At 70.5% G+C, this 15,794-nt stretch carries 15 protein-coding genes and 1 pseudogene; 8 read left to right on the top strand and 8 right to left on the bottom strand.

From position 1 onward, the window contains the following. Positions 1-8: 8 nt before the first annotated feature. A complete protein-coding gene (locus tag OG734_RS03785; RefSeq protein ID WP_330286035.1) occupies positions 9-1,274 on the bottom strand; it encodes an FUSC family protein in 1,266 nt (421 codons plus the stop codon). A gap of 162 nt (positions 1,275-1,436) precedes the next feature. On the opposite strand from OG734_RS03785, the gene OG734_RS03780 reads away from it, so the two are divergent. The 5 genes and pseudogenes from OG734_RS03780 to OG734_RS03760 all read left to right on the top strand — a co-directional run bounded on the left by OG734_RS03780 (position 1,437) and on the right by OG734_RS03760 (position 5,995). After that, complete coding sequence (locus OG734_RS03780) at positions 1,437-2,297, top strand: DUF3626 domain-containing protein (RefSeq protein WP_330286034.1); 861 nt, start codon at positions 1,437-1,439, stop codon at positions 2,295-2,297. 120 nt (positions 2,298-2,417) lie between these two features. Next, complete coding sequence (locus tag OG734_RS03775) at positions 2,418-3,260, top strand: phosphotransferase family protein (protein ID WP_330286033.1); 843 nt, start codon at positions 2,418-2,420, stop codon at positions 3,258-3,260. A gap of 155 nt (positions 3,261-3,415) precedes the next feature. Beyond that, on the top strand, positions 3,416-5,047 hold the full coding sequence (locus OG734_RS03770; RefSeq protein ID WP_330286032.1) for an IS200/IS605 family accessory protein TnpB-related protein: 1,632 nt from the start codon (positions 3,416-3,418) through the stop codon (positions 5,045-5,047). Between the two features lie 4 nt (positions 5,048-5,051). Further along, positions 5,052-5,315: pseudogene (locus tag OG734_RS03765) on the top strand (hypothetical protein); the annotation flags it as partial. 17 nt (positions 5,316-5,332) lie between these two features. Further along, positions 5,333-5,995, top strand: a complete 663-nt coding sequence (locus OG734_RS03760; protein WP_330286031.1) for a M15 family metallopeptidase — start codon at positions 5,333-5,335, stop codon at positions 5,993-5,995. Positions 5,996-6,054: 59 nt separating this feature from the next. Here the strand turns inward: OG734_RS03760 and OG734_RS03755 are convergent, their stop codons facing one another. Both OG734_RS03755 and OG734_RS03750 read right to left on the bottom strand, forming a co-directional pair. Further along, positions 6,055-7,017: an SDR family NAD(P)-dependent oxidoreductase gene (locus OG734_RS03755; protein WP_330286030.1), complete on the bottom strand. Its 963-nt coding sequence runs from the start codon at positions 7,015-7,017 to the stop codon at positions 6,055-6,057. Between the two features lie 34 nt (positions 7,018-7,051). Further along, positions 7,052-8,149, bottom strand: coding sequence for a PHP domain-containing protein (locus OG734_RS03750; RefSeq protein WP_330293554.1), 1,098 nt, complete (start codon positions 8,147-8,149; stop codon positions 7,052-7,054). Between the two features lie 136 nt (positions 8,150-8,285). On the opposite strand from OG734_RS03750, the gene OG734_RS03745 reads away from it, so the two are divergent. Then, positions 8,286-8,519, top strand: a complete 234-nt coding sequence (locus tag OG734_RS03745; RefSeq protein ID WP_330286029.1) for a hypothetical protein — start codon at positions 8,286-8,288, stop codon at positions 8,517-8,519. 21 nt (positions 8,520-8,540) lie between these two features. Here OG734_RS03745 and OG734_RS03740 read toward each other — a convergent pair whose 3' ends face one another. From OG734_RS03740 to otr(A), 3 genes are all read right to left on the bottom strand, one after another. Further along, the gene (locus OG734_RS03740) at positions 8,541-9,203 is read right to left on the bottom strand and encodes a VanZ family protein (protein ID WP_330286028.1); all 663 of its coding nucleotides are present in this window, start codon (positions 9,201-9,203) and stop codon (positions 8,541-8,543) included. 112 nt (positions 9,204-9,315) lie between these two features. After that, a complete protein-coding gene (locus OG734_RS03735; protein ID WP_330286027.1) occupies positions 9,316-9,975 on the bottom strand; it encodes a DUF4230 domain-containing protein in 660 nt (219 codons plus the stop codon). 97 nt (positions 9,976-10,072) lie between these two features. After that, on the bottom strand, positions 10,073-11,950 hold the full coding sequence (gene otr(A), locus OG734_RS03730; protein WP_330286026.1) for a tetracycline resistance ribosomal protection protein Otr(A): 1,878 nt from the start codon (positions 11,948-11,950) through the stop codon (positions 10,073-10,075). A gap of 216 nt (positions 11,951-12,166) precedes the next feature. Between otr(A) and OG734_RS03725 the strand changes: the two genes are divergently transcribed. Then, entirely contained in the window at positions 12,167-13,120 is a 954-nt protein-coding gene (locus OG734_RS03725; RefSeq protein WP_330286025.1) for a ribose-phosphate diphosphokinase, read from the top strand. A 50-nt stretch (positions 13,121-13,170) separates the two neighbouring features. Here the strand turns inward: OG734_RS03725 and OG734_RS03720 are convergent, their stop codons facing one another. Together OG734_RS03720 and OG734_RS03715 are read right to left on the bottom strand one after the other, a co-directional pair. Next, positions 13,171-13,551: an anti-sigma factor antagonist gene (locus OG734_RS03720; RefSeq protein ID WP_330286024.1), complete on the bottom strand. Its 381-nt coding sequence runs from the start codon at positions 13,549-13,551 to the stop codon at positions 13,171-13,173. 175 nt (positions 13,552-13,726) lie between these two features. Continuing rightward, positions 13,727-14,155 (bottom strand): MarR family winged helix-turn-helix transcriptional regulator, encoded by a 429-nt coding sequence (locus OG734_RS03715; RefSeq protein WP_330286023.1) that lies wholly within the window; start codon positions 14,153-14,155, stop codon positions 13,727-13,729. A 103-nt stretch (positions 14,156-14,258) separates the two neighbouring features. Here OG734_RS03715 and OG734_RS03710 point away from each other — a divergent pair, with 103 nt between their 5' ends. Continuing rightward, on the top strand, positions 14,259-15,713 hold the full coding sequence (locus tag OG734_RS03710) for an aldehyde dehydrogenase family protein (RefSeq protein WP_330286022.1): 1,455 nt from the start codon (positions 14,259-14,261) through the stop codon (positions 15,711-15,713). Positions 15,714-15,794 lie beyond the last annotated feature (81 nt).

The following is a 15,794-nucleotide window of genomic DNA, read 5'->3' as shown; positions in this document are numbered from 1 at the left end:
ATACTTCGTCACGTAGAACGACGTGACACCGCCGTACGGTTCCGGCCCGGCACGCGCACCTGCTTCACGTACTTACGCAGCCGGGTCAGCCGGGGCATCCGCTCCCGCTCCTCCCGGGTGCAGCGGTCCAGCTCCTCCAGGAGCCGCCGGGAGCGGTGCTCGGTGTCCAGCTCGTCGAGGATGCGGTTGACCTCGGTCAGGACGGCACCGTGCAGCTGCCACTGCGCTGTGATCCGATCGTTCTGCTGGATCTCCGCCAGGAGCAGCCCGGCCAGCTTGTCGCGGGTGGCGGTCGCGGCCCGCAGTTCGGTGGCGAGCCTGGTCTCCGCGGACTCGGCGCTGACACTGACGTCGGTGGTCACGAGCACCGCGAAACTGACCACGGCGTCGGCGATCTCGGCCAGCAGCCGCTCCAACGCGGCGCCCGTCTCCGGGGCGAACAGCGGATCGGGGTCCCGTTCCTTGGCCAGGTCGGTGAGGCTGCGGGCGAGGACGCGCAGGACGACCGTGCAGATCTCCAGCGTGTCCAGGCCGGTGCGCAGCACCACCCGGTGCAACAGACCTTCCCGGACACGCGGGTTGAGGCGCAGGCTGTCCTCGGCCTGCTTCAGGGCCGCGTCCACCTCGACGATGTCGTGGTCGAGTCGACGGGCCTCGTGCAGGCGGGCGGTCGCGTGGTCCACGGGGGTACGGCCGGCGGCCTCCTCGCCCATGCGCAGCATCAACTGCCGTACCCGGCGCGCCAGACCCTCGATGGACTCACCGGCCGCGTCCACCCACACCGGGGGAGCGAACAGCAGGTTGAAGGCGAGCCCGACGACCGCGCCGATCACGGTCTCCAGGACCCGTGCCCAGGCCGTGTCCCCGACCCGGGTGACACCGAGCACCAGCATCGCGCTGATCGCCACCTCGGGCACGAACTCGCTGACCCGCACCAGATGCCCGACCACCAGCGAGGCCAGGATGATCAGCCCCAGGCTCCACCACGTCAGGCCCACCAGCACACTGAAGCCGATCGCGATGACGACCCCGGCGATCACGGAGTTCACCCGGCGTATGCCGGTGGTGATCGTGGCGTAGAGGGTGACCTGGACGACCAGGAGCGCGGTCAGCGGAGCGGTGAGCGGCGCGGCCTCGGGACTGACGCGGAGCGCGACGACGTACGCGATCGTCGCGGCGGCCGCCGACCGCAGCGTCTGGACGACCACGGGCTCGCGGTGCTTTCCAACAAACCGGACGACGGACGCCGTCCACTCACCAGGTACCACTCGCATGCGCGCGCACGCCTCCCCTCCCACAAACGGACCGAGCGTACTCATCGAAGTCCGGAAGTGCGCGTGATGCGGAGGGAGGTATTCCTCACGTGATCAGGGATGTTTCCTTGTTGACCAAAAAGTTGTGGATCTTTGGGGCCGTCGGATGATCTCCTGGTGCGCATGGTGGACGACCCCGATTCCGCGCACACGAAGGCCCTCCGCCATGTCGCCGCCCTCTCCGCCGGACCGGCCGTGCCCCCGGACCTTCGGGTGACCCTGAACTTCCACCCCGACCGGACGGTCCGCGAACTGCCCCTGTTGCGGGCGCTGGCGCAGGACGGCTTCTACCGCTCGCAGTTCGTCACCGGGACCAGCAACGGCGGGCTCACCGCCCGGCCCGGCGGCGACCGCTGGCGCTGGGAGAGCAGGATGTTCGCCGAGGCGTACGACAGCTCTCCCGCCCACCAGCGCCCGGTGTACGGCGCGTTGAACTTCCGTCGCCAAGTCGTCGGCGCCGCCCCGAGGTTCGGCTCCTCGCACTTCCGGCTGAGCGGCGCCGCCCTCGCCCGGGCCACCTTCTGCTACCCGGACAGCGCGGCCGAACCCGACCACTTCGGAGTCGCCACCGGCATGTCCCTCGTCGCCCTCGCCGAGGCGGACACACAGGACGCGCTCAACGACTACATCGAGGCCCAGGTGCACGGCCCCGTCGCCCTCGCCCGGGACGTCGAGGCGCTGGTCCTCGACGCGAGCTATCGCGGCACCCCCGTGGAGGAGGCGGCCCGCGCCCTGCCCGTACCGCTCGAATGGCACCCCGGATACCGGCTCTCCGTACGGGAGTTGCGCCGCCACGCCGACTACCGGGGGCCCGAGACCGTCGAACTCGGCGCCCGGATCTCCGAGGACGGCCGGCTCGACCCACGGATCATCGGCGACGCGGCCCGCACCGGCCGTCATGAACTCCAGGACCTGAAGCTGGTGTGGCACTGCCTCGCCCGGTTCGGCGCCCCCGAGGGCGCGGGGACCGCCCGTTGCGCCTAGTTCCCTGCCCGGCAGCGCCAGGTCCGGGGCCATGCCCCGCCGAACGCGTACGGCACGTTCCGTACCCTGTTCCGGTGCCGTACGCAGGGCGCGGCTGTTGAGACAGGTGAGGCGTGGACGGTGACGGATTCGTGGGAGCAGGCCAGACAGGTCCTCGCAGCGGCGGGGCTGCCCCCGGACCGTCTCGCGGACTGCCGTCCGCTCACCGGCGGGACGTACAACACCGTAGAGGAGCTCCGGCTGGTCGACGGCAGCCGCTACGTCCTGAAGATCCCGCCGCCGGAGACGGTGCCGGGGCTGCGCCACGAGTCCCAACTGCTCGTCTCCGAGGCGGAGTTCTATCGAGCCGCCGACACGGTCGAGGTACCGACGCCCAGTGTCGTGACCGTCGGGGACGGTCACCTGCTGATGACCGCCTGCCCGGGCGCTCCCTGGGACGACTCCACGACCGGCGCCGAGCGGGCCCTCCTGAGGAATGAGCTGGGCGGCCTGGTGGCCCGCCTGCACCAGGTCACCGGGCCCGCCTTCGGCTACCCCTCCGGCGCCCTCGGCCCTCTCGCCCCCGACTGGCGTACGGCCTTCACGGCGATGCTCGACGCCGTGCTCGACGACGCCCTCCGCTACGACGCCTGGCTGCCGGTGCCGGTAGGCGAGGTGGCCCGTACCGTCCGAGGCGCCTATGACGCCCTCGACGAGGTGACCGTTCCCCAGCTGGTCCACTTCGATCTCTGGCAGGGGAACATCCTGGTCGACCGTTCGGCGGGGGCGCCCCGGATCGGCGGCCTCATAGACGGTGAGCGCATGTTCTGGGGCTTCTCTGTCAAGTCAGCATGTCGACGTCTGGTGGCCGACTTCGTGTCACTGGCTCTGCTGGGGGACATCAGGGGCGACGAGGCGTTTCTGAGGGGTCTGGAGCTGTTGCCGCTGGAGTGCGTTCAAGAATGTTCTGGTGAGCGGGAGTGAGTGCTGCTGGGCTGTGTCGTGTCGCGCGTCTCGGCTGTGGGTTCGGTTTTCGGTGGGGAACTGACGTTCTTTCATCGAATGTGTGACCTTCGCGGGTGGTGCTCGTTTGGCATGGCGACGGGATCTTCGGGTGGGGCCGGGTGGGGGTGGCAGGGGTGGGTGAGCTGAGGAGTCTGGCGGCGCCGTTCGTCGCGTCCGGCCCGTCCGGTGTGGCTGTGCGGACCCGCCTCAAGCAGCTGACGCCGGACGATGAGAAGGTGCTGCGCATGGTAGGCGCGCACCTGGGAACTCTGGCCTCGAAGGATCTCAAGGCGCGCTGCCGGGACGCCTGGGACCATTCCGGTGAGGCGTGGGCGGTGCGTAAGCGGGAGCTGACGCCACTGTCGTCGTCACGGTGGGCGGGCAGTATCACCAAGGCCACGCACGACCAGTGGGCGCTGGCCCGCCGCTGCCAGGCGGCGCACCTCCACAACCTGGAGGCCGGTGTCCGCACCATCGAACACCGGCTGTCCCTGCCGGTCGGGCAGAAAGGGACGAAGAAGACGCCCGGGGGCTACCGGTCCCAGCGGGAATGGCACGCGAAGTCGAGGCGGCTGCGGGTGCTTCAGGACCGGCTGACGGTCGCGCGGGCCGACCGTGAGGCCGGCCTCGTGCACGTCGTACGCGGCGGCAAGCGCCTGGCCCGCACCCGCCACCACCTGGACGCCGCCCAGCTCACGGAGTCCGAGTGGCGTGGGCGGTGGGAGGCGGAGCGCTGGTTCTGTCAGGCGGACGGTGAGTCCGGCAAGCGCTACGGCAACGAGACCATCCGTATCAGCCCCGAGGGCGAGGCGAGTATCAAGCTGCCCGCACCGCTCGCGTATCTGGCGAACGCCCCGCACGGGCGGTACGTCCTCGCCGGGCGGGTCGTGTTCGCGCACCGGGGCGAGGAGTGGGCAGACCGCGTCGCGGCCAACCGGGCGATCGCCTACCGCATCCACCTCGATACCGGCCGGGAGCGCTGGTATGTGACGGCCTCCTGGCAGATCCCGCCCATCCCGGCCCTGCCGATCGAGGCCGCCCTTGCTCAGGGTGTGATCGGCGTGGACATGAACGCCGATCACCTGGCCGCCTGGCGCCTCGACCTCCACGGCAACCCCACCGGCGCCCCGCGCCGCTTCTCCTACGACCTGTCCGGCACCGCCGAACACCGCGACGCCCAGGTCCGCCACGCCCTCACCCGCCTCCTGCACTGGGCCAGAGCCTGCGTTGTGAAGGCGATCGCGGTGGAGGACCTGGACTTCGCCGCCGAGAAGACCCGGGAGAAGCACGGCCGCAGAAAACGCTTCCGGCAGCTGATCTCCGGCATGCCCACCGGCAAACTCCGCGCCCGCCTGGCCTCGATGGCCGACCAGACGGGGATCGCGGTCATCGCCGTCGACCCCGCCTACACCAGCCGCTGGGGCGCCCAGCACTGGCAGAAACCCCTCACCACCACAACCCGCACAACCACTCGCCACGATGCTGCTGCCGTGGCGATCGGAAGGCGCGCCCAGGGACACCCGATCCGGCGACGGACGACACCGCCCCCTGCTCACCGGAGAGATGAACAGGGGCATCGGACCGTCCAGGCCAGATCGGGTGGCCTTGGGCGTGAGGGAACCCGCCCCCGCATCCCCGGACCACGGACACGATCCGTGCCGCCCGGACGCGGAGCGAACGCGGGCAACCAGAACGCCCAACACCGTCCGGGGCGTTCGGCCGAGCATGAGTTCTGGCAACAGAACTCACTCCCGCTCAGTCTCTAGGAACGGTTATCGGGAAGCGGGAGGTCGGGTCGAGTTCGACGAGGCGGTCTGTCGGCGGCTTGCTCTGTATCGCGCGTACCTGTACCTGATCATGCTGACGGAGACGGAGACGGAGACGGAGACGGAGACGGAGACGGAGACGGAGACGGTGCCGCGGGCGGTGGGGGAGGAGCGCGCGCGGTGGGCGCGGGAGGTGGTGGGGCCCGCTCTGGTGGAGGCGTGGGAGGATCTCCGACCCGCGCACCGCCCGTGCTGGTTCGTTCGATGACGGGAGATGATCGTGCCATGAGCGAGATCATCCTGATGTCCGACGCGAAGGTGGCCGCCGTGCCCGTCGAGGAGTGCGGTGAGCGTCTGGTGGAGGTGCGAGGCGCCCTGCTCATCGACGACCGGCAGCAACAGGCGTCCGGCGCCGCCCAGTTCCAGCTGAGACAGGGCGTCCTGGACCGGCTGCTCGACGCGCAGGCGCTGCTCCCTGACGGCATACGGCTGCTGTTCGTCGAGGGCTACAGGCCGCCCGCCCTGCAACGCCGCTACTTCGAGAAGTACTCCGCCGGGCTGCGGGCCCAGCACCCGGAATGGTCCGACGACCGGCTCCGTTCCGCCGCCAGCCGCTATGTCTCCCCGCCCGAGATCGCCCCGCACAGCGCGGGCGCAGCCGTCGACCTGACCCTCGCCGACGCCGACGGCCGTGAACTCGACCTGGGCACCGCCATGAACGCCAACCCCGAGGACAGCGCGGGCGCCTGCTACACCCACGCCGACAACATCGGCGCCGAGGCCCACGCCCACCGGGAGATCCTGGGCAAGGCACTGAGTGAGGCCGGTCTCGTCAACTACCCCACGGAGTGGTGGCACTGGTCCTACGGCGACCGGTACTGGGCCCTGACGACCGGCGCCCCCGCCGCGCTGTACGGCCCCGCGGAACTCGACGCGGGATCCTCCTGATCGGTGGCCCGGTGGCCGTGGCCCGGTGGCCGTGGCCCGGTGGCCCGGTGGATCAGTGGCTAGACCGCGAACGCGTTCACCCCGGTCAGGCGCGCCGACAGCTCCCACAGCCGTGCCGCCTGCTCGGCGTCGACCGCGTAGTCGCGTACGCCGCTGCGCTCGTCGCCCTCCGCGGCGGGCTCGGCGATGTCGCAGTCCTCGCAGTAGACGCCGCCCATGCCGGTCAGCTGCGGGGAAGTCGCCGCCCACACCTGGGTCGCCGCACCCTGCTCGGGTGTCTTGAAACCCGCCGGGTCGAGCGCGTTGCCCTCGGCGTCCCGCCAGCCGCGCTCGATCTGCTCGGCGAGGGGGATGTGACGCTGCAGCGGGGTGAAGATGGCGCCGGGGTGCAGGGAGAAGGCGCGTACGCCCGCGTCGCGGCCGAGCCTGTCCAGGTGGACGGCGAACAGGACGTTCGCCGTCTTCGCCTGGCCGTACGCCTCCCACTTGTCGTACCCGCGCTGCCAGTTGACGTCCTCCCAGCGGATGTCGGAGAAGTGGTGGCCGCGCGAGGAGACGGAGACGACGCGGGCGCCGCCGGGCTCGATGGCCGGCCACAGCCGGTTGACGAGCGCGAAGTGGCCGAGGTGGTTCGTCGCGAACTGGGCCTCCCAGCCGGGGCCGACCCGGGTCTCGGGGCAGGCCATGATCCCGGCGTTGTCGATCACGAGGTCGAGGGTGCGGCCGGAGGCGAGGAAGCCGTCGGCGAAGGCGCGCACGCTCTCCAGGTCGCCGAGATCGAGTGTGTCCACCTCGACGCCCTCGACGCCGGCCAGCGCCTCCCGTGCGTGCTCCGGGCGGCGGGCGGGAACCACGACCTGCGCGCCGGCCTTGGTGAGCGCGCGGGTGGTCTCCAGGCCGAGGCCCGAGTAGCCGCCCGTGACGAGCGCGAGCTTCCCGGCGAGGTCGATGCCCGCGAGGACGTCGTCGGCGGTGCTTCGGGCGTCGAAGCCCGAGCCGATCTTGTGCTGTGCGGTGGTCATGTACGGCACGCTACGAATTGGAGTGTGCTCGAAGTCAAGCCGCGCCGCCCTCCCCGAGGCCGGGCGGCAGCCTGCGCTCCCGCGTCCAGGCCAGCAGATCGTCCACCGGCCAGGTCGTGACCACCCGCTCGGCCGGTACGTCGCACTCGTCCGCGCGGGCGCAGCCATGGATCTGCCAGTCGAGCTGGCCGGGTGCGTGCGCGTCGGTGTCGATCGAGAACAGCACGCCCGCCGCCTCGGCCTGCCGCAGCAGCCGGCGTGGCGGGTCGAGCCGCTCCGGACGGCTGTTGATCTCCACGGCCGTGCCCGTCTCGGCACAGGCGGCGAACACCGCGTCCGCGTCGAACTCCGACTCCGGCCGCGCGCGGCCCCCGCCTCGCTTGCCTCGCCCGCCACCGCCACCCCGGGGCTCCGGCCCGACGAGCAGCCGCCCGGTGCAGTGCCCGAGCACATCCGAGTGCGGATCCCGTACGGCGGCCACCATCCGGCGGGTCATCGAACGCGCGTCCATGCGCAGCTTCGAGTGCACGGACACCACCACGACGTCCAGCAGTTCCAGGAGCTCCGGGTCCTGGTCCAGGGAGCCGTCGTCGAGGATGTCGCACTCGATGCCGGTGAGCAGCCGGAACGGCGCCCAGGCCGCGTTGAGTTCCTCGACCAGGGCCAGCTGCTCGCGCAGCCGCTCGGCGGACAGGCCGTGCGCCACCGTGAGATGCGGTGAGTGATCGGTGAGCACGGCCCACTCGTGCCCGAGCCGCGCCGCCGTGCGGCCCATCTCCTCGATCGGGCTGCCGCCGTCCGACCAGTCGGAGTGCAGATGGCAGTCCCCGCGCAGCAGCGCCCGCAGCCGCTCTCCGTCCCGGAGAGGCGGGGTCACACCCTGCTCGCGCTCCAGTTTCTCAAGGTAGCCGGGCACCTGCCCGGCCAGCGACTCGCGCACCACCTGTGCGGTCTTCGGGCCGATGCCCTTGAGGGACTCCAGGGTGCCGGTGGCGGCACGCTGCCGTATCTCGTCCGGGGACAGCTCCGCCAGCACGTCGATCGCGGTACGGAAGGCCCGTACGCGATACGTGGGGGCCAGGGAACGCTCCAGCAGGAAGGCGATCCGGTCCAGCGCCTCGACGGGATCCATCGCCATGGCCATCGTCACCTCCGCCTCCAGCGTCGCGCGAGCCCGGCGGGCCCGCACCACGGAGGGGGCGGAGGCGACTGTTCCGGATCTGTCCGTGGCTGATACATGATGGCCGGATTCGCTCTACGCTCTATGCATGACCGAAATCGGGAGCCCGTACATCGCTCACCCGCGGATCATGGTGCTCGGGGTGCAGCCGGGCATGCCGCCGTTCCGCATCATCGAGATCGACGGGGAGGTGGTCGGCGCGGCGCGGGCGCTCACCGACGTGCTGACGGTCGCCGCCGCGGCCGGTATCACGGTCCATGACCTCGACGATCCGGACACCGTCCGGTGGGTCGGCGGCGACAAGCTCACCTGGACGAGGTAGCCGTCCTCGGCGGAGGCGGCCCTACGCCCGCGGCCTGGGTGCGTGCACCGCGCGGCTGAGCCGACGGCCCAGGAGCAGGTAACCGATCAGCGCGCCCGTGGTGTTGAGGATGACGTCGTCGATGTCGAAGGCGCGTCCGGTGATCAGCGCGCCCTGGGCCACCTCGACCATGAGCATGACGGCCGCGGTCAGGAACAGCACTCGCAGAACTCCCCGTGTCCGGGGTGCGACGACGGGCATCAGGATGCCGAAGGGCACGCCGAGCAGCAGGTTTCCGCCGATCTGCCGGATGGCGTCCCGCATTTCGGGCTGGTCGAGGTAAGCGCGCAGTGAGCGGCCCGGATGGAAGTTGGTGTGGGTCAGCGCCTGGGACGCCGGGGACGGCTCAAGGGTCAGCCGGGCCAGGATCACGGCGAACGCCACCATGAACACGAAGGCGCAGAGAACCGTCAGCACTCGGGCCAGGAACGCGAACGGGCGGCGCTTCGGCGGAGCCGCCTCGGAGGGCTTCGTGGAGGCCTTCGGGGTCTTCCGTGTCGTCGGGGTCTTCCGTGCCTTCGGAGAGGGCGCGGGTTTCGACTTGGGTTTCGACGGGGACTTGGGCGGGCTCTCGGGCGGCTTGCTCTCGGCCTTCGCGGAGCGCAGACGCAGCGCGGCGAGGGCACGTGGAGCTGATCGGGCCATCAAGGTCCTCCGGTCTTCAACTGAACCCCGTGAAGTGGCAGTTACCCCCGAACAGGCCGAGGATGCCGCTCCGGCCTGCCCGGATCCCGGGACGCGGGCAGGCCGGCTGCTCTCAGGTGCCGTACGTCACCTTCACCTCCGTGAAGCCGAGGGAGCCGAGCAGGCCCTTGAGCATGGCCGTCGTGTTCTGCTCGGCGCGTGCGGTCAGACCGCTCTCCTTCGCCGCGTCGCCGATGTGCCGGGCCGCCAGTTTCTGGACGGCCTGTTCGTCGTTCGGGTTGTCGGAGAAGAGGTCGGTGATCCGGTCGAAGAGACCGCGCTGCTTGGAGACCGCGTAGGAGCGGTCGGGGTTCAGCGCGGGCTTTCCGAGCGCCGCGTGCGGCAGCCGGAGTGTCGCGGAGGTGCGGTCCTCGTTGACCGTCACGTCGTTCTTCGCGACCTTGCCGAGATCGACATAGGCGTCGACCGTGCCGGCACCCACATAGAGCACGCGGGTGCCCTTGATCGCGTCGGGCAGGTACTTGGTGTCCTTCTCCAGGTCCACGACGATCTGGAAGTTGCCGGACGCCGCTTCGTAACGGCTCATGTCCTGGATGGATTCGAGGAGCGCGGGGCCCGAACGGTCGTGCGTCTCCTCGCCGAAGATGTCCCCCAGCCCCGGAAGCACCGCCAGCCTGAGCCCGGCCAGCAGCAGCGCGAACACCAGCACCACGGCACTGAGCACCTTGGCCCAGAGGGGCATGCGTCGCACAGCCTTGATGGACGTCGTCATGACGACGGACCTCCTTCTTCCTAGGTACTGAACCGAATGCCCGCCAAATGCCTTGCCAGACCGTCCTGTTGACGGATCGCAACAATTGGTAGGGGGCCTACCGGAGCGCGCGGTCGCCCGACACGCGCGACCACCACACACCCTCGCCGTGCGTCAGCCCCGGCAACCGCAGTTCGGCCTCGCGCACCCGTCGGGCCGCCAGCTCGCCGGTGAGGTGCCAGGTGCTGCCGTCGCCCGTGGTCCGGCCGAACTCCGCGCCGAGGGACGCGAGCATCCCGGTCACCGGCGCCAGTGCCGCCGACGGGATCTCCAACTCGAAGGCGTGGTACGGCTCGTACGCCTGCGTCCCCGCCCGTTCCAGGGCGCGCCGCAGTACCACCGGCGTGAGCGCCCGGAAGTGGGCGGCGGTGCTGAGCGGCCCGACGAACCCGGAGCGGACGAGCACGACCCGGCAGTCCGTGACCGGCCACTCGTGCGGGCCGGCCAGCAGACCCGCGTGGATCGTGTCCTCGATCGCCTGGTGGAACGCCCGGGGGAGCGCGCCGAGTTCGGTCTCGTACGTGAACACCGCACCCGACCCGCGAGCCCCCGGCTGGACGCGCAGCCCGACCGTCGCGAAGCAGCGGGTGCGGTCGAGCCACGGGTTCTCCTCGTACGCCTCGCCGGTGCCGGCGGGTCGCTCCAGGAAGCGGACGCGGCTCGGCTCGAACTCGGCGTCGATGCCGAAGTCCTGGGCGAGAGTGGCGGCGAGGACCTCCTTCTGCACCTCGCCGTAGAGCAGCAGCGCGGTGCTGCCGTCGGCTGCGGGCCGGGCGTGGGTCAGTGGGTCCTGGTCGGCCAGGGTCAGCAGTGCCGAGCGGAGGCGCGCCGACTGCTCGGGGTGCCGGGCCCGGACCAGGGTCTCCAGGGTCGGGGGCGCGAACTGCGGGGCGCGGTCGGTGAGTTCGCCGAGGCGGTCGCCGACGCGGACGGCGCCGAGGCCGGTCAGGGCGGCGATGTTCCCGGCAGTGAGCGGGCCCGGGCGGCCGATCACCTCGAGGCCGGTCACCCGGCCGGGGACCTGGGTGGTCCGGCCGTCGGCCTCGCGCCGCAGGAACGTCAGCCGCTGACGCTGCGTCACCTCACCCTCGTACAGCCGCAGATACGCCGTCCGCCCGCCGTCCGGTGCGGGGCGTACGGCGAACACCGTGCCGCGTGGGGGCGCGTCCGCGGCGGTCGGGGCGGGCCGGGGGACGAGCCGGGTCAGGGCCTCGACGAGTTGGGGTACGCCTTGGCCGCCCAGTGCCGAGCCGAAGAGGAGGGGGTGGAGCGAGCCGTCGGCGGTGTGGACGGCCAAGGCCTTGTCCAGCTCGGCCGGGGTCGGTGCGGGGCCGTCCACGAGCGCCGCGAGAATGCCGGGGTCGACCTCGGCGATCGCCTCCGCCGTGGCCGGCCCCGTGAGCGGGCGGGGCCGGCTGCGGGCGGCCGGTGTGCCGACGCCGTCGACGTCGGTGAGCGGGACGATGTGCGGGGTCAGTCGGCGGCGGACGTCCGCGAGCAGGTCCTCGGACCGGGCGCCGGCACGGTCGATCTTGTTGACGAAGACCAGTGTGGGCAGCCGCAGCCGCCGCAGCGTCCTCATCAGCACGCGTGTCTGCGCCTGGACACCCTCGACGGCCGACAGCAGCAGCACCGCGCCGTCCAGGACCGCCAGGGCGCGTTCGACCTCGGCGATGAAGTCGGAGTGCCCCGGGGTGTCGATGAGGTTGATCCGGGTGTCACCGGCGGTGAACGTGGCGACCGCCGAGCGGATGGTGATCCCGCGCTGCCGTTCGATCGTGCCGTCGTCCGTCCGGGTGTCACCGGCGTCGACGCTGCCGAGCCGGTCGATCGCGCCCGAGTCGAACAGCAGCCGCTCGGTGAGGCTGGTCTTACCGGCGTCGACGTGGGCCAGGATCCCGATGTTCAGGGTGTGAGAGATGTGCGAGGTGCGCATGAGTGGTCGAGTCCTCGAGAACTGTGGTCCGGCATGGGCGGAGAGTTCCGAGGAAACGGCGCATTCCGTGCTCCTGAGGTCGTGGGGACGAGGCCGCCGCCATCATGGCGCGCCCCCGGAGGCCGGCCGCAACCGAATTTCCCGGCCGGGCGAGGGCGGGGAGGGGCCAGTAGCATGAGGCCCGGCCAGCCGGAATGATCATGCGAGGAGCCGATTGTGCGAGACATCGCCGTGTTCAGCGGTAGTGCCCACCCCGAGCTGGCGGCCGAGGTCTGCGAACACCTGGGCGTGCCCCTGCGGCCCACACAGGTCAGCCGGTTCGCCAACGACTGCCTGGAGGTCCAGCTCCAGGCCAACTGCCGTGAGCGGGACGTCTTCCTCGTCCAGCCGCTGGTCACACCGGTCCAGGAACACCTTGTCGAGCTGCTCATGATGTGCGACGCGGCGCGCGGGGCTTCGGCCGGGCGGATTTCGGTCGTCATGCCGCACTACGCGTACGCCCGCTCCGACAAGAAGGACATGCCCCGCATCTCGCTCGGCGGACGCCTGGTCGCGGACCTGCTGGTCGCGGCCGGCGCGAGCCGCGTCCTCGCGATGACCCTGCACTCCCCACAGGTCCACGGCTTCTTCTCGGTCCCGGTCGACCATCTGCACGCCCTGCGCGAACTCGCCGCGCACTTCCGCCAGTACGACCTGTCCCGTACGACGGTCGTGTCGCCCGACCTCGGCAACGCCAAGGAGGCCGCGCACTTCGCCCGGCTGATCGGCGCCGAGGTGGCCGCCGGGGCCAAGCAGCGGTTCGCGGACGACCGGGTGAGCATCAGCTCCGTGATCGGCAAGGTCGCCGGACGGGACGTCATCGTGCTGGACGACGAGATCGCCAAGGGCAGCACGGTCCTCGAACTCCTCGAACGGCTCCGGGAGTTGGGGCCGCGTTCCATCCGGGTCGCCTGCACCCACGGGCTGTTCGCGGCGGGCGCGCTCAAGCGGCTGAGCGAGCAGCCCGACGTGCTGGAGATCGTGTGCACCAACACCGTGCCGATCCCCGACGGGGAGCGCACCGAGAAGCTGAGGGTGCTGTCCATCGCCCCGGCGCTCGCCGAGGCCGTGCGGCGCATTCACAACGGTGAGTCGGTGAGCGCCCTGTTCGACGCACCGGGAACCGAATAGAACCGAACAGAACCGAATGGCAGGTGCGCCTCAGCCGGTGGTCTGCGGGGTCATAACGTGCCGGACGTGGCCTCGGGCAGCCCCAGGGCCACGTCCAGCGACGCCATCGGCGGCAGCACCCGGGTCAGGCCGGTGACCTTGAGGACGCGCAGTGTGAGCGGATGCGTGCAGACCAGGTGGAGGCTGCCGTCGTGGGCGAGCACCCGGTGCCGGGCCCGGTAGATCAGGCGCAGCCCGGAACAGTCGAAGAACTCGACACTAGTCAGGTCGAGCACGATCCGGGCGCCCGGGCTCCCGGTCGCCGCGTCCAGATGCGGGATGATCTCGACGGCCGCGGCGATGTCGATCTCGCCGTGGAACTCCAGCACCGTGTGGCCGCGGTCCTGGTGGACACGCAGATGCCGGGTGGGCGGCGCAGAATCCTGCTGCACGACGACATCGCCTCCAACCGGCTGCTGTGGTGGCGGGACCCGCAGATGGGCGCAACTGAGGTCCCCGCCCTGCAAGTTACCCTCGATGGAGTGAATTTGAGCATGTTCGATTGACATATGTCTTTGAAATCGACACGTGTCTCGTACCTGTCTTCCCGCTATGCGCGTGGCGGACCTACGACAGGGCGTGCCAGGCCTTTGACAGTGACTGACGGAACTGTTCGGCCTGGTGTGACGTGAGGTCGCGGATCATCCGCTCCTCCAGCTCCCGCACGGGCTCGGTGAAGCGGTCGAGCAGTTCGCGGCCGTCGTCGGTCAGCAGGATCAGCAGCTCTCGGCGATTGCGCGGATTGCGCTCGCGGCGCACGAGTCCGCGGTTCTCGAGAGACCGGACGAGATCGGCGATGGACTGTGCGGTGACGAACGAGTCGCGGGCCAGCTGGGCCGCCGAGAGGCCGTCGTGTCGCTCCAGGACGGTGAGCGAGGTGTACTGGAGTGCGGTGATGCCGGCCGGTCTCACCAGCTCGTCCAGATGGGAGCGCACTACGAGCTCCACCTGCTTGACCATGTAGAGCAGTGAGGGGGGTGCCTTGGTGCTGACCATGGATTCAGACTAGAGCATTGACAGGAAACCTGTCTGTAATCAGACTGCGGACCAACAGGAATCCTGTTAATTGACATCTTGGCAATGAGGCTGAGGAGTGGTGATGACCACCTTCGAGATCGAACCCGGGCGACTGTTCATCGGAGGACAGTGGCGCGAGGCGGCGGACGGAGCACGTACCGAGGTGGTCGACCCGTCCCGGGGTACGGTCCTCACGACCGTCGCGGAAGCTTCCGCGGCCGACGTGGACGCGGCCGTGCGCGCCGCGCGGGAGGCCTTCGACAGCGGCCCGTGGGCCGCGACGACCGGACGCGAGCGCGGCCGGATTCTGAACCGCGTCGCCCAGCTCATCCGGGAGAACGCGGACGAGATCGCGAGGCTGGAGAGCCTCGACGTGGGCAAGCCGATCAGCCTGTGCCACGCCGTCGACGTGACCAACGCGGCCAACGACTACGAGTACTTCGCCGCCCTCGCCTTCTCCCTGGACGGCGCGACCCGCGAGACGGGCCACAACGCCCTCGCCTACACCAAGCGCGAGGCCATCGGCGTCGTCGCCGCGATCACGCCGTTCAACTTCCCGCTGATCCTGGCCGGCTCAAAGCTGGGCCCGGCGCTGGCCGCCGGCAACACGGTGGTGCACAAGCCCGCCGACGAGACCCCGCTCAGCGCCCTCTACATGGCCAAGCTGCTCCAGGAGGCGGGTGTCCCGGACGGCGTCGTCAATGTCGTCACCGGCACCGGTCCGGTGGCCGGCGAGGCGCTGCTGCGGCACAACGGCGTCGACAAGATCGCCTTCACCGGCTCCACCGCCATCGGACGCCATGTGGCGAGCGCCGCGGGCGAGGCTCTCAAGCCGGTCACGATGGAGCTTGGCGGCAACGCGGCGCACATCGTCTTCGAGGACGCCGACGTCGAGAAGGCGGTCGGCGCGGTCATCAAGGGCTTCGTCTTCAACACCGGCCAGTTCTGCATGGGCGGCCCGCGCCTGCTGGTCGCGCGCCCGGTGTACGAGACCCTGATCGGCATCCTCGCCGACGCGGTACCCGGGGTGCCGGTCGGCGACCCGCGGCAGCCCGAGACCGTGGTCGGACCGATGGCGGGCGAGAAGCATCTGCGCAAGGTCGAGGAGTACGTGGCGCTGGCCCGCAAGGAGGGCGCGCGGATCGTCTGCGGCGGCGAGCGGCTCGACCTGGACGGCGGCTACTACTACAAGCCGACAGTCATCGCCGACCTGGCCAACGACTCCCGAGTCGTCCAGGAGGAGATCTTCGGCCCGGTCCTCACCGTCCAGCCCTTCGACACCGAGGACGAGGCGGTCCAGCTCGCCAACTCCACGCCGTACGGCCTGGCTTCCGGCGTCCAGACCAGCAACCTGGCCCGCGCCCACCGGGTCGCGAACCGGCTCCAGGCGGGCATCGTCTGGGTCAACGACTGGGCGATGCTCGACCCCGCGATCCCCTTCGGCGGCGTGAAGGACTCCGGCTTCGGCCGCGAGTACGGTCCCGAAGCGCTCGCCTCGTACACCAAGGTGAAGTCCGTGGTCGTCTCGCTCGACTGAGCGAACTTGTCGATGCGTCAACTCACCGCTTCACCACCCTGTCAATTCGTCAACTGTGTCAGCCCGTAAAGGGAGTTCACG

This window comes from Streptomyces sp. NBC_00576, assembly GCF_036345175.1.
Classification (GTDB): domain Bacteria; phylum Actinomycetota; class Actinomycetes; order Streptomycetales; family Streptomycetaceae; genus Streptomyces.
The sequence above is the reverse complement of the archived record's forward strand: the minus strand, read 5'-3'. Positions and strand labels throughout refer to the sequence as shown.

Excerpts from the sequence above, each read along its gene's own strand:
- OG734_RS03735 (WP_330286027.1), bottom strand. The coding sequence starts at position 9,975 with ATGACGACGTCCATCAAGGCTGTGCGACGCATGCCCCTCTGGGCCAAG.
- OG734_RS03740 (WP_330286028.1), bottom strand. The coding sequence starts at position 9,203 with ATGGCCCGATCAGCTCCACGTGCCCTCGCCGCGCTGCGTCTGCGCTCC.
- OG734_RS03745 (WP_330286029.1), top strand. The coding sequence starts at position 8,286 with ATGACCGAAATCGGGAGCCCGTACATCGCTCACCCGCGGATCATGGTG.
- OG734_RS03715 (WP_330286023.1), bottom strand. The coding sequence starts at position 14,155 with ATGGTCAGCACCAAGGCACCCCCCTCACTGCTCTACATGGTCAAGCAG.
- OG734_RS03780 (WP_330286034.1), top strand. The coding sequence starts at position 1,437 with ATGGTGGACGACCCCGATTCCGCGCACACGAAGGCCCTCCGCCATGTC.
- OG734_RS03760 (WP_330286031.1), top strand. The coding sequence starts at position 5,333 with ATGAGCGAGATCATCCTGATGTCCGACGCGAAGGTGGCCGCCGTGCCC.
- OG734_RS03755 (WP_330286030.1), bottom strand. The coding sequence starts at position 7,017 with ATGACCACCGCACAGCACAAGATCGGCTCGGGCTTCGACGCCCGAAGC.
- OG734_RS03785 (WP_330286035.1), bottom strand. The coding sequence starts at position 1,274 with ATGCGAGTGGTACCTGGTGAGTGGACGGCGTCCGTCGTCCGGTTTGTT.
- OG734_RS03750 (WP_330293554.1), bottom strand. The coding sequence starts at position 8,149 with ATGGATCCCGTCGAGGCGCTGGACCGGATCGCCTTCCTGCTGGAGCGT.
- OG734_RS03710 (WP_330286022.1), top strand. The coding sequence starts at position 14,259 with ATGACCACCTTCGAGATCGAACCCGGGCGACTGTTCATCGGAGGACAG.